An 11,741-nucleotide genomic window follows, 5' to 3' on the forward strand; every position below is an offset into this window, starting at 1 on the left:
TTATGCATTTAGTAACCTCTTTGATCTATCAAAGAGGTTTTTTTTATTTAAAAAAACAGAAAAAATAGAAAAGGAATGTTATGCATAAACTAAATAAAGATGATAGAATTAGTACGATAAATAGAAAGATTCAGAAAACGTGATATATAGAAAGTAGGGTTTTAAGTGAGTGAAGTCATTGCTACATATCTTGTACACGATGCTAAAGGAGATTTACATAAAAAAGCAGAAGGAATTGCTTTAGGATTAACGGTTGGTTCCTGGACAGATCTTCCATTACTTGAACAGGAGCAACTTAAAGCTCATAAAGGTCGTGTTCTAGAGGTCAGTCAGCTAGAATCTTGTGACAAAACAAATCAATTTTTAGGAAAAATCGTAACTAAAGGAATAATTAAAATTGCTTATCCGAGTATAAATTATAGTCATGATCTCCCCGCCATATTAACAACTGTTTTCGGAAAGCTATCTCTAGACGGTGAAGTAAAATTACTTGATTTAGAGTTCTCGGAAGTTGTGAAAGCAGCGTTTCCGGGGCCGAAATTTGGTGTACAAGGAATTCGGGAATTAGTCGGTGTTTATAATCGCCCTTTATTAATGAGTATTTTTAAGGGTGTAATTGGTCGTGACTTACAATATTTAAAAGATCAGTTAAGACAGCAAGTATTGGGTGGGGTTGATTTAGTAAAAGACGATGAAATTCTGTTTGATAATCCATTAACTCCATTCGAGGAGCGAATTCTTGCTGGTAAAGAGGTATTAAACCAGGTGTTTCAAGAAACTGGACATAAAGCTTTATATGCTGTGAATTTGTCTGGTAAAACATTTGATCTTAAAGATAAAGCTAAAAAAGCTTCAGAGCTTGGTGCAAATGTTTTGTTGTTTAACGTATTTGCATACGGGTTAGATGTACTACAAAGCTTAGCAGAAGATCCGGATGTAACGGTGCCTATTATGGCTCACCCTGCTGTGAGCGGAGCTTCTACTGCATCCAGCTTATATGGATTTTCAAGTTCACTTTTACTAGGTAAGCTATTACGAATATCTGGTGCTGATTTCTCTTTATTCCCTTCTCCATATGGAAGTGTAGCATTAGATCGAAAAGAAGCCTTAGGTATTGCAGAAAATTGTCTGAAGAAAGAATCCTTTAAGCAATCGTTTCCAGTTCCTTCTGCAGGAATTCATCCAGGTTTAGTTCCGTTGCTTATGAATGATTTCGGTATAGATTCAATAATAAATGCTGGTGGTGGTGTTCATGGTCATCCAAATGGAGCAATTGGCGGTGGACAAGCATTCCGATCAGCAATTGACGCAACTCTAGCAGGCACTTCTTTAAAAGAAGCAGCGAACGTACATGAAGATCTCAAACTTGCCATAGATCTTTGGGGTGTCAAAGAGGTGAGTAAATGAGTGATCGAGTAATTATATGTGATTTTGATGGGACGATTACAGAGACTGATAATATTATTGCAATTATGAAAAGATTTGCTCCACCAGAATGGGATGCTTTAAAAAATGATGTATTATCACAAAGAATCTCTATTCAAGAGGGTGTTGGGAAAATGTTTCAATTACTACCATCTTCTTCTAAGGACGAAATTGTGAACTACATTTTAAATCATGCGCAAATACGTTCTGGATTTAAGGAATTTGTTCAATATACAAAAAAGAACAATATCCCTCTTTTTATTGTTAGTGGAGGAATTGATTTTTTTGTTTATCCATTACTTCAAGGGTTAATTGAAGAAGAACAAATATATTGTAATAGGGCGAATTTTAGTAATGAAAACATTAAAATAGAATGGCCTTTTAGTTGTGATGATTCTTGTTCGAATGATTGCGGTTGCTGTAAGCCGTCACTTATCCGCAAGCTAACAAAGTCTACTCAAGAAAAAATTGTAATAGGAGATTCAATAACGGATCTTCAAGCTGCAAAACTAGCAGATTATGTAATAGCAAGAGATTTGCTATTAGAAAAATGTCAGGACCTTCATTTGCCACATCAGCCCTTTACAACTTTTTATGATGTGATTAATATTTTAGAAAAGCTAGAGGAGGTGAAGGCATGACCGTTTTCAACCAACGGTGGGAGGAATTAGCTGACATAAAGAGGGTGTTAGCAAAACGAGATTGGTTTCCAGGTACAAGTGGGAATCTAGCGATAAAAGTGAGCGATGAACCTATCGAGTTCCTTGTAACAGCAAGTGGTAAAGATAAGACGAAGGAAACAGATGAGGACTTTTTACTAGTTAATGGAGAAGGAAAGCCGGTTGAGGATACTCACTTAAAGCCTTCTGCAGAAACATTATTACATGTAGAGATTTTTAATAAAACAAAAGCTGGGTGCAGCCTTCACGTTCATACAGTTGACAATAATGTTATATCAGAGCTCTACGGTGATAAAGGAAAGATTACATTTAGAGGACAGGAAATTATTAAAGCATATGGCTTATGGGAAGAGGATGCTGAATTTACAATCCCAATCATCTATAACTATGCACATATTCCAACTTTAGCGGAAAACTTTAGTGAGTTTGTAAAAGAAGATGCGGGGGCAGTTCTTATTAGAAATCATGGAATAACCGCATGGGGAAGAGATGCATTAGAAGCGAAGAAATATTTAGAAGCAAGTGAATTTTTATTTTCCTATCATCTGAAGCTATTATCATTACAATCAGTTTTGACTTAATGACAATAGGAAGGAAAAAATTATATAAAACATACTATATAACGGAGGAGAAAGATCATGGCAGTAATTAAAGTTAGAAATACAAATGAAGTAATTGAAGGTCAAGAACAGGTTTCAAATTTTTTAGAGAAACAAGGTGTTCTTTATGAGCATTGGGATATGAGTAAACTTCCTTCACACTTAGTTGAAAAATTTGTTCTTAGCGATGAAGAAAAATCTGAAATTTTAGCAGCATACAAATCTGAAATTGAAGATTTAGCTGAAAGAAGAGGATATAAGACTTGGGACATCGTAGCGTTATCAGATGCTACACCAAATCTTGAAGATTTATTAAAAAAATTCGAAAATGTTCATACACACACTGAAGATGAAGTACGTGCTATTACTGCAGGTCACGGTATTTTCATTATTAAAGGCGATGAGCAAGTTGGTTACTTTGATGTAGAATTAGAAGCTGGGGATGTTATTTCGGTACCAGAGGGTAACCCTCATTTCTTTACATTAATGGAAGACCGTCAAGTTGTAGCAGTTCGCTTGTTTATTGAAACAGAGGGATGGGTAGCTCATCCATACCAAGAAGAACAAGAATTAAATAAATAATAGTGAAAAAGCGTAGAACTAAAGATTCTACGCTTTTTGCATTTACATATTCATTAGCTCATGTTTTCTTTTTGTAAGTAACTGGAAGGAATCTTCTAACTCATGATATTTCTCTGATTCTGGTTTTAATAAACTTAATTCACCAAGTACAGCTGAAATTTCAGTATTGAGAAGAAGTAATTCTTCTTCAATTGATTGCTTTGAATTGCTTTTATTTGTTCTTTTCTTAAGCTCATATTCTTCAACTGTCATTTCCATTCGTTTTATCTTTTTTTCTTCAAAAACAAGTAATTTTTCACATACAGAATTTAAGAAGTAATAATCATGTGATACTACTAGGATTGTACCAGGAAATTCGGATAATGTTTGCTCTAATTGATTACGGCTTGCTAGATCTAAATGATTTGTAGGCTCGTCAAGAATAAGTAAATCATATTCATGCAATAAAAGGTTGGTAAGCTTTACTTTTGTCCGCTCTCCTAAACTAAGACTGGAAATAGGTTGATTTAGCTTACTTGCTTTTATCCCCATATTTGCAAATGTAGTTCTTGCTTTTAATAAGTTATTTTTATCAGTGAGATTTAATGCCTCATAGACAGTTTGAGATAATGACATATCTGCTACATCTTGACTAAGATAAGCGATCTTAAGAGATGAACTCTTTGACAAGCTACCATTAGTTAGAGGTTCAACACCTATGAGCATGCGCAAAAAGGTTGTTTTGCCACAGCCATTAGGTCCAACAAGACCTAATCTTTCTCCATGATTTATATAGAAATAGCTGCTCTTAAACAGGGATACCGAATGAAAGCTTTTTGAGAGATCTTTTGCCTCTATCAATCTTTTTCCATGTTTTTTATTTCCTTCAAATTGAAACCTTACACTCAATTCTTCTAATGGTTTATCTATTTCATTTTTCTCAAGTTCTTTATTAAGTCTTTTCATTTTAGATTTTATGGCTTTATCTAATTTCTTAGCCTTTACACCATGAAACTCCTTAAAGCCCTCTTGGTCTCTCATTGTTCGATGAGCCTTGCCGGACCATTGCTGTAATAGGGACAATTGCCTTTCAATTCTTTTCTTTTCATTTTGTTGAATGTCATAATGGTGGAGCTGGTCTTCTCGATTTTTTTTCTTTTTTTCATAAAAAGTTGTGTAATTTCCATCATAAATCGTTAATTTACTATTTTCTAGGTCAAATATTTTTGTTACTGTTTTATCCAAAAAATAACGGTCATGAGAAATAATCATCACAGCTCCCTGAAACAATCTTACCTTTTCAACAAGCCAATTTATTCCATGTAGATCAAGGTGATTTGTTGGTTCATCTAAGATTAAAATATCTGGATTGGTTGACCATACTTCGGCTAAGGAAATTTTTAATTTTTCTCCACCACTTAAATGATCCATTCGTTCCTTTTCCCATGAATGAACTTTCTTTAATCCTAGCTCACTCGCTTTCTCCAAGAATTCACTAGAGATGGAACCAGTTTCATTAAACATGTATTCAATCGATTGTTTAAGGTATCCGATTTTTATATGTTGTTTACAATGAACCGTTCCGCTGTCAGCTTCTAAGCTTCCGTAAATAATATTGGCAAGTGTTGTTTTTCCTGCACCATTATGACCAACAAGACCAATTCGGTCATTGTGGTAGATATCAAAAGTAAGATCCGTAAATAGTTGTTTTTCTCCATAGCTTTTTGAAATATTTCTTGCTTGTAATGTAAAAATAAAAAAACCTCCCTATTCCTAGAGAGATCAGTCAAAAAGATATACAAAACCTGTATTACGAAACAAAGGTATACTATTAAAGAAAGCATACCTATTTTAACGACTAAAGGAATGTATATGTTAACATGCAGACTAATCCAATTCTCTAGGTAATATTTAAAATTCAAATAAAAATGAATTAATAATAGCCAGAAAAAAGAATTAGAACTTCATTGTTTCAACATACACCCTTTCAGTTTAAGATATATCTATTATATGTAGGATAGGGTAATATTGCAATATTTTTCTAATATATGGGATTTGCAACTTTTACGAGTGAAGATAAGTTGTTCAATGATTATGCAGTCATAGGTTTTAAACCTAATCGTTTTGATTTTACAATATACATATTCTTTAAGTTCCTTCCCATACTAAATGTTAGAAATCATAAATATATTATAACGTAAAACGAACATGAAACTTTTTTGAGAAAACTTTGAATTTTCTTTACTAACAAAGAATGCTGTGATAAATTTCTTGTTAAAAGGGGGTTGTTTTAATGAAGGTTCGTTATCACTATGTAAAGAAAGCTGATGTGAGATTCTGTGATATTAGCTGTACAGTAAAAGAAGCATATGATTATCTAAAGGAAACAGGTTACCGTTCTATTCCGGTTTTAAAAAATGAAGGTAAAATCTTTGTTGGTTTTATTTATAAAGTACATTTGCTTGAGCATTATGTAGAGCATAATGGTAAAGAAAGTGATCCGATTGAACCGTTAGTGCAGAATCAAGATGCCTACATATACGAAGAGGACTCATTTTTTAAGACTTTCTTAACGATTCGACGACTTCCATTTTTAGCAGTATTAAATGAAGAGAAGGAATTCTCAGGAATTATTACTCACTCAAATATAATGGATGTCTTGGAAGATTCATTTGGGATGAAAACGGGTGGTGTCCTTCTTACAGTTGGAACTAAGGAGCATAAAGGGGCTATAAAGGATTTAGTAACTGCTGTTAAGGATATTAATATAGAAGGCCTGTTAACAATGGATAATGGTGATAAATATATTAGAAGAATTATTCTAAATTTGTCTGGTGATTTATCAGAGAAAAAGTTACAGAAGGTTATTAAAAAACTAGAAGATAAAGAATTCAGAGTTACCTCTGTTGATCGTATTGATCATAAATAGGAAATTACAGAAAGGGCTACAATTGTTAGCCCTTTTTTATAAGCAGGTTGTTTTAAAGTAATGGAGAAGAGGCAGTTAATACGGAAACGTTCCTTGAGCGAGCTACATCACTCTAAGTTTGTTATGTCTTCAGGGTCGAAGAATAATTTTGATAGTGTAACCGTTTCTGCTTTTTCTTTCACTAGGGGTACATATTGCTTTAAAACAGATGCTGTTTTCTCCCCAGCTATTCCTACATGTCCTATTGCAATTATTTCATGATCTTTTTCAATCCGATTCATTAGTAAATTAGCTTGCTTTGTAATGTGGCTTGTTGTATATTGTTCATCAAAAAATAGCTCATTCTCCAAATAAGGAACCTCTAATTGTTTCGCTATTGATTCAACGACACTTTTCCCAGTGGTCTTGCTATCTAGATAATAAAGTCCTCTTTCCTTACATACCTCTAATATAATTTTCATTACCCTAGCATCTGCTGTAACTTTAGAGCCCATATGATTGTTCATTCCAACTGCATGGGGGACATCATCAATTGCATCATTTACTCTTTTTCTAATTTCTTTATTTGATAAATCTGTTGTAATAGCTCCGGGACCAAGCCAGCTCTTTTTTCCATGTAAAGGCTCCATTGGAAGATGAACAATAACCTCATGACCTTTTTCATTGGCCAGATTTGCGTCTTTTTTTGTTGTGGGTAAAAATGGCATAACCGCTACTGTTAATTGAATAGGTAAAGATAGGATTTGTTCAGTACCTCTCATTCCATTCCCTAGGTCATCAATAACTATGGCTACCTGTCTTTCAATGGTGCTAGTTTGAGCGAATGTTGCAATCGGTATAGAAAGAAGAAGAATCAAACTGATCATACATTTTTTCATGGAAGTGTTCTCCTTTACTAGTATATATGTATAGGTTAACCACGCTTAATAAAAAGATGTGTTTTTAAAGGGGAGGAAAAAGGTAGTTTAAAATTAAGTGGTTGTGGGAATAAAAATAAGAAGAGAAAGTTTTCAATTTTGTCATAATTTGTGGTAAAAAAAATGTCTAAATTTGCGATAGTCTTTACACAAGTGAAAAGTTTTGTAATAATTTCTAACAAGATTACTTGGGTAAGATAATATCAAGAAACAGTGAAACGTAAGATTATCGCAAAATTGAATAACTAGGAGGGGCTCTGAGATGAATAATGATTCTTTAAAAACAAAGCTTCTTGAAACAATTAATATAAAAAGGAAAGAAATGATTGAAACGGCTAATAAAGAAGGATATACAAGTGAATTGGCTGTTCAATGTAGTCAAGATTTGGACTTGCTTTTAAATGAATATCAACAGATGTTAATAGAAGAGAAAAAACCTAAAGTTGCCCCTTTTCAAGATTTAGTTCATTCAATGAAGTTATTTACGTATACAGACAGATATTCTTATTGAATGAAAAAAATACAGTGGACAAGCACTGTATTTTCTTCATGTTATTATATTAAAAACTATTAATAAGGATAACCATGCAAAGAATCCCAACAATAAAGGAGTAAGTCGCAAATTGTTCATTGCCATCTCCATGAGATTCTGGAATTAGCTCTTTGTAGATGATAAAAAGCATTGCACCTGCTGCAAAAGCTAAGCCATACGGTACAAGAAAGGCAACAAAGCTTGTTAAATAAAAGCCAAGTAGTGATGCTACTATTTCCACCGCACCAGTTGCTGTAGCAATTAAGAATGCTTTTCCACGATTTATATTTTGATTTATTAAGAAAAGAGCAACTAAAAAGCCTTCAGGTGCATTTTGGAGACCGATCGCAAAGGCAATTAAATTTCCAGTCTCACTAACAGATGAAGCATAGCTAACACCTACTGATAAGCCTTCTGGAATATTATGCAAGGTTATTGCTGCAATAATAAGCATAGCTTTTTCATCAAATTTAATTCCACTCTTGGTATGTTCCAAATCTATATGAGGAATGGCTCTTTCGAGTGAAGTTAAAATAAGTACCCCAAGGAATAAACCAATGGATACCTCCAATATTCCCCCATAATTTAATGACTCCGGAATTAAACCTAACATGGCAGCAGTCATCATAATACCGGCTGTAAAGGCTAATAAAATATCTCTCCAGCGATGCGTAATCGTTCTTTGAAGAAATAAGATAGGTACTGCACCTAATCCTGTAGATAATGCAGATAATACACTTCCCAATAAAACATCTGACATATGTGATTGCTCCTTTTAAAATGGATACACTTTGCTTTTAAATCGTAATTAGGACTATTATAACTGAATTAGTTAACCTAAGGAAGAATTCAGTTAAAATAGAAGGTTATTATTACCTAATTCTACGATTAGCAAAGAATGAAAAAGTCACTTGCTGTTGCAGGGTTCAATAAAGTATATGAATAGGTGGGCTATTTGTTCCAACATCTTTGGCTCCCCTAAATTGAAAAATAACAATAAATGAAGGAGTAGCTGTCTCTCTATTTAAGTTAAACATTGCTTCAAAATGAAAACTTGTGTAAGATCATTCTAGGTATACAGAAATTATTTATTGCCATAATTAATACGAAGTTTCTTTAAAAGTTTGACTTTCTATACAACATGTTCTATTATAATGCTAATTATTTATTTTGAATTCAAGATATTTGAAAAAGGATTGAGATGAATTGGAAAAATCAAAGGGAATTGAAGAGTCTTTAAAGTTTTTTATTGTGCTTTCGCGTGCCCATAGAGCATTTAACGATGTCGTTAATAAACATATATCAACATTTAAATTAAACCCAACTGAATTTGCTGTTTTAGAGCTTTTATACCACAAGGGAGATCAGCCTTTGCAGCAAATCGGTGGGAAAATTCTTTTGGCGAGTGGGAGTATCACATATGTAGTAGATAAGTTAGAGCAAAAGGGACTGCTTATGAGAAAGGCATGTCCTAACGACCGAAGAGTGACACATGCTCAAATAACAGATAAGGGAAAAGAACTGATTGAAGAGATTTTTCCCCCTCACCAAGAAAAAATTGATGAAATTGTAAACGTCTTATCTCATGAAGAAAAGGCGTTAGTGACAGAGCTTCTTAAAAAAGTTGGTTATCATGCTAATGATTTATTGAAAAATGAAAAGCATTAAGTAATTGTTTACGTTTAAAACATTAAAACGGGTCAATCCTATAGTGGATTGACCCGTTTATTTTTTGAAAAATCATTTTTGTTCGTATGGCAGAATTAGAATTTCTACACGACGGTTTTTTTGACGACCTTCATTTGTGTCATTTGTAGCAACTGGTTTATACTCACCAAATCCTTTAGCACTGAAGGCTTTGGGATCCAATTTATCATTTTCAATCAATATTTTCATAAAATTAACTGCACGCATAACACTTAAATGCCAGTTTGAATCAAATTCAGAGTTATTAATTGGTATATCATCTGTATGACCACTCACGATAATATTACGAGGTGGGTTCATGATAAGAAGATCAGATAGTTCTTTAGCGAGCTTTTCATCTTTCACACGAATATCTGCGCTTCCAGAGTCAAAGAAGATATCATTAAGCAATGTAACAAGTAAGCCTTCATCAGTTAGAGTTGTACCTAACTTTGCTTGAAGGTTATTTTCTTTAATGTACGTGTTGATTTTCTCTTGAATTATTTGTAAGTTTTCTTGTTCCATTTTTTGCTGAGCAGCTTCTAGCTGTTCTTTCGATGCTTCATCTTTTTGAACATTAAGATCTTCTAACTCGCTTTCAGGAGTAGGGCTTGGGTATTCCAATACACTTGTTCCACCATCGAAAGCTGCATTTAATGATTTCGCCACTTGCTGAAATTTTTGCGCATCAACTGAACTCATCGCAAATAACACGATGAAAAGTGCCAGAACGAGTGTAAGTAAATCGGCGTAAGGGACAAGCCATGATTCATCCATATGTTCATCATGATGCTTATGCTTTTTCTTTTTAGCCATTTACACTCTCTCCTCCAGTAACAGCAGCGTCTAATTTGTTCCTTTCAGTAACTGGCAAATATGTTGCTAGCTTTTGCTCGATTGCTTTTGGTGCTTGTCCCTCTAAAACAGAAAGTACCCCTTCAATCATAACCTGTTTTACTAGAGCTTCATGCTTTGATTTCCGCTTTAATTTATTAGCAAATGGATGCCATAATACGTATCCTGTAAAAATACCCATTAATGTGGCAACGAATGCGGCACTAATTGCATGACCTAATGCATCTGTATCACTCATGTCGGAAAGGGCAGCAATTAAACCTACAACTGCTCCAAGTACTCCAAGTGTTGGTGCATACGTTCCAGCTTGAGTGAAAATAGATGCTGAACCTTGGTGTCGCTCTTCCATTGCTTCAATTTCTTCTGACATCACATCTCGAATAAACTCGGCATTCTGACCATCTACTGCCATAAGTAATCCACTTTTTAAGAAAGGATCCTCAACATCAGCAAGTTTTGCTTCAAGTGCAAGTAACCCCTCTTTACGAGCAACCTGTGCCCAATCAGAGAATAAAGGGATTAATTCCTGAATTGTAGGAGTTTTTTGCTCTTTAAAGATAATGCCAAAAAGCTTAGGCACCTTTTTAATTTCACTAGTTGGGAAAGCGATAACTACAGCCGCTGCTGTACCCAAAAGAATAATTAATATTGCTGCTGGGTTAATTAATACTGTGGGACTAACACCTTTCATAAACATCCCAACGCCTACTGCGATAATTGCAAGTAATATTCCTATTAATGACGTTTTATCCATTGTAAATCACCATATTTCCTCATAAATTTCTTATCTCTTATATCGGTAAGATTTATTAAAATTTTAGGTTTTGTTTAAAGAAGTTGTGAAAGAAATTTCGTAACAACTGAAAAAGAGGGGAGATACCGGGACTTTGGTCTAAAATAATGTTATTTGTCTACAATTCCAAATAATAAAAAGCTATCAATTTTCATCGATAGCTTTTCTTAGTAGCCAGTTTTTAAATTTAACATATCTTTTTGGATTTGATAGGCAATCATATCCGAAGGCTGCTCTGGCATTTTTATTTTGTTCTAATTGAGATGCTCTTTCAATCGATTGTGTTTCAAGTAGTGAATTTTGTACCTCAAATAATTGCTTTTGTGTATATTCATTCATAAACATCGTTCTCATCTCCCACAAATTCTCTTGTTGTCTTCATCATAAAGGAAGATTGTTCCAAAAACTTCCGTTACAAGATGGAAAAAGAATCATAAATGTGGGTGAGAAAAAATCAGCCTTCTGACCGATAGAATTAACTTAACATCTTAGAAATACCAACATAATATAGGGGAAGAATTGTAATGACAAGATGGCTATAGAAAAATAAACGGGAATAGTAGGTCGATTTTGTTTCAAAGGCAATCGATGCTAATAATGCCCCTAGTAAACTTGTACAACAAAACAGGCTTAATCCAAACCCTTCACCAAGTCGTGCTTGAAAAAGAATAAAGCCAAGAGCGGACCCATTAACTAATAAAAGGATAAAGGAGATTAATAGAAAAAAATTTGAACTTTTTAGCATGTACAACACCTCTCATAGC

At 33.9% G+C, this 11,741-nt stretch carries 14 protein-coding genes; 7 read left to right on the top strand and 7 right to left on the bottom strand.

Annotated elements, in window-relative coordinates; all coding sequences use genetic code 11:
* Positions 1-165: 165 nt before the first annotated feature.
* The 4 genes from mtnW to D9842_RS02410 are packed head-to-tail and all read left to right on the top strand — an operon-like array spanning position 166 to position 3,286.
* Positions 166-1,407 (top strand): 2,3-diketo-5-methylthiopentyl-1-phosphate enolase, encoded by a 1,242-nt coding sequence (gene mtnW, locus D9842_RS02395; RefSeq protein WP_121661107.1) that lies wholly within the window; start codon positions 166-168, stop codon positions 1,405-1,407.
* Positions 1,404-2,066 (top strand): 2-hydroxy-3-keto-5-methylthiopentenyl-1-phosphate phosphatase, encoded by a 663-nt coding sequence (locus D9842_RS02400; RefSeq protein WP_121661108.1) that lies wholly within the window; start codon positions 1,404-1,406, stop codon positions 2,064-2,066. The genes mtnW and D9842_RS02400 overlap by 4 nt, the downstream gene beginning before the upstream one ends.
* Positions 2,063-2,686, top strand: a complete 624-nt coding sequence (locus D9842_RS02405) for a methylthioribulose 1-phosphate dehydratase (protein WP_121661109.1) — start codon at positions 2,063-2,065, stop codon at positions 2,684-2,686. Before D9842_RS02400 ends, D9842_RS02405 begins: the two co-directional genes overlap by 4 nt.
* A 57-nt stretch (positions 2,687-2,743) precedes the next feature.
* Positions 2,744-3,286: a 1,2-dihydroxy-3-keto-5-methylthiopentene dioxygenase gene (locus D9842_RS02410; protein ID WP_121661110.1), complete on the top strand. Its 543-nt coding sequence runs from the start codon at positions 2,744-2,746 to the stop codon at positions 3,284-3,286.
* A 42-nt stretch (positions 3,287-3,328) separates the two neighbouring features.
* Here D9842_RS02410 and abc-f read toward each other — a convergent pair whose 3' ends face one another.
* Entirely contained in the window at positions 3,329-5,020 is a 1,692-nt protein-coding gene (gene abc-f / locus D9842_RS02415) for a ribosomal protection-like ABC-F family protein (RefSeq protein WP_121661111.1), read from the bottom strand.
* A 538-nt stretch (positions 5,021-5,558) separates the two neighbouring features.
* Here abc-f and cbpA point away from each other — a divergent pair.
* Complete coding sequence (gene cbpA, locus D9842_RS02420) at positions 5,559-6,194, top strand: cyclic di-AMP binding protein CbpA (RefSeq protein ID WP_121661112.1); 636 nt, start codon at positions 5,559-5,561, stop codon at positions 6,192-6,194.
* Between the two features lie 107 nt (positions 6,195-6,301).
* Here the strand turns inward: cbpA and D9842_RS02425 are convergent, their stop codons facing one another.
* Positions 6,302-7,072 (bottom strand): divergent polysaccharide deacetylase family protein, encoded by a 771-nt coding sequence (locus D9842_RS02425; RefSeq protein WP_121661113.1) that lies wholly within the window; start codon positions 7,070-7,072, stop codon positions 6,302-6,304.
* A 301-nt stretch (positions 7,073-7,373) separates the two neighbouring features.
* Here D9842_RS02425 and D9842_RS26470 point away from each other — a divergent pair, with 301 nt between their 5' ends.
* Positions 7,374-7,622 carry an aspartyl-phosphate phosphatase Spo0E family protein gene (locus D9842_RS26470; RefSeq protein WP_121661114.1) on the top strand — a complete coding sequence of 83 codons (249 nt, stop codon included), beginning with the start codon at positions 7,374-7,376 and terminating at the stop codon, positions 7,620-7,622.
* Positions 7,623-7,671: 49 nt separating this feature from the next.
* Here D9842_RS26470 and D9842_RS02435 read toward each other — a convergent pair whose 3' ends face one another.
* Positions 7,672-8,403 carry a ZIP family metal transporter gene (locus tag D9842_RS02435; protein WP_121661115.1) on the bottom strand — a complete coding sequence of 244 codons (732 nt, stop codon included), beginning with the start codon at positions 8,401-8,403 and terminating at the stop codon, positions 7,672-7,674.
* 446 nt (positions 8,404-8,849) lie between these two features.
* Between D9842_RS02435 and D9842_RS02440 the strand changes: the two genes are divergently transcribed.
* Positions 8,850-9,311: a MarR family winged helix-turn-helix transcriptional regulator gene (locus D9842_RS02440; protein WP_121661116.1), complete on the top strand. Its 462-nt coding sequence runs from the start codon at positions 8,850-8,852 to the stop codon at positions 9,309-9,311.
* Positions 9,312-9,383: 72 nt separating this feature from the next.
* Here D9842_RS02440 and motB read toward each other — a convergent pair whose 3' ends face one another.
* From motB to D9842_RS02460, 4 genes are all read right to left on the bottom strand, one after another.
* Positions 9,384-10,145 (bottom strand): flagellar motor protein MotB, encoded by a 762-nt coding sequence (gene motB, locus D9842_RS02445; RefSeq protein ID WP_121661117.1) that lies wholly within the window; start codon positions 10,143-10,145, stop codon positions 9,384-9,386.
* A complete protein-coding gene (motA, locus tag D9842_RS02450) occupies positions 10,138-10,938 on the bottom strand; it encodes a flagellar motor stator protein MotA (protein WP_121661118.1) in 801 nt (266 codons plus the stop codon). Before motA ends, motB begins: the two co-directional genes overlap by 8 nt.
* A 183-nt stretch (positions 10,939-11,121) precedes the next feature.
* Positions 11,122-11,322: a hypothetical protein gene (locus D9842_RS02455; protein ID WP_121661119.1), complete on the bottom strand. Its 201-nt coding sequence runs from the start codon at positions 11,320-11,322 to the stop codon at positions 11,122-11,124.
* A 130-nt stretch (positions 11,323-11,452) separates the two neighbouring features.
* Entirely contained in the window at positions 11,453-11,722 is a 270-nt protein-coding gene (locus tag D9842_RS02460) for a hypothetical protein (protein ID WP_121661120.1), read from the bottom strand.
* Positions 11,723-11,741: the final 19 nt, after the last annotated feature.

This window comes from Metabacillus litoralis (assembly GCF_003667825.1).
GTDB lineage: Bacteria > Bacillota > Bacilli > Bacillales > Bacillaceae > Metabacillus > Metabacillus litoralis_B.

Bases quoted from the DNA above. Each gene is read 5' to 3' on its own strand.
- D9842_RS02425 (WP_121661113.1), bottom strand. From the start codon at position 7,072: ATGAAAAAATGTATGATCAGTTTGATTCTTCTTCTTTCTATACCGATT.
- D9842_RS02400 (WP_121661108.1), top strand. From the start codon at position 1,404: ATGAGTGATCGAGTAATTATATGTGATTTTGATGGGACGATTACAGAG.
- D9842_RS02455 (WP_121661119.1), bottom strand. From the start codon at position 11,322: ATGTTTATGAATGAATATACACAAAAGCAATTATTTGAGGTACAAAAT.
- D9842_RS02405 (WP_121661109.1), top strand. From the start codon at position 2,063: ATGACCGTTTTCAACCAACGGTGGGAGGAATTAGCTGACATAAAGAGG.
- motA (WP_121661118.1), bottom strand. From the start codon at position 10,938: ATGGATAAAACGTCATTAATAGGAATATTACTTGCAATTATCGCAGTA.
- D9842_RS02435 (WP_121661115.1), bottom strand. From the start codon at position 8,403: ATGTCAGATGTTTTATTGGGAAGTGTATTATCTGCATTATCTACAGGA.
- motB (WP_121661117.1), bottom strand. From the start codon at position 10,145: ATGGCTAAAAAGAAAAAGCATAAGCATCATGATGAACATATGGATGAA.
- D9842_RS02410 (WP_121661110.1), top strand. From the start codon at position 2,744: ATGGCAGTAATTAAAGTTAGAAATACAAATGAAGTAATTGAAGGTCAA.
- D9842_RS02460 (WP_121661120.1), bottom strand. From the start codon at position 11,722: ATGCTAAAAAGTTCAAATTTTTTTCTATTAATCTCCTTTATCCTTTTA.
- D9842_RS26470 (WP_121661114.1), top strand. From the start codon at position 7,374: ATGAATAATGATTCTTTAAAAACAAAGCTTCTTGAAACAATTAATATA.
- cbpA (WP_121661112.1), top strand. From the start codon at position 5,559: ATGAAGGTTCGTTATCACTATGTAAAGAAAGCTGATGTGAGATTCTGT.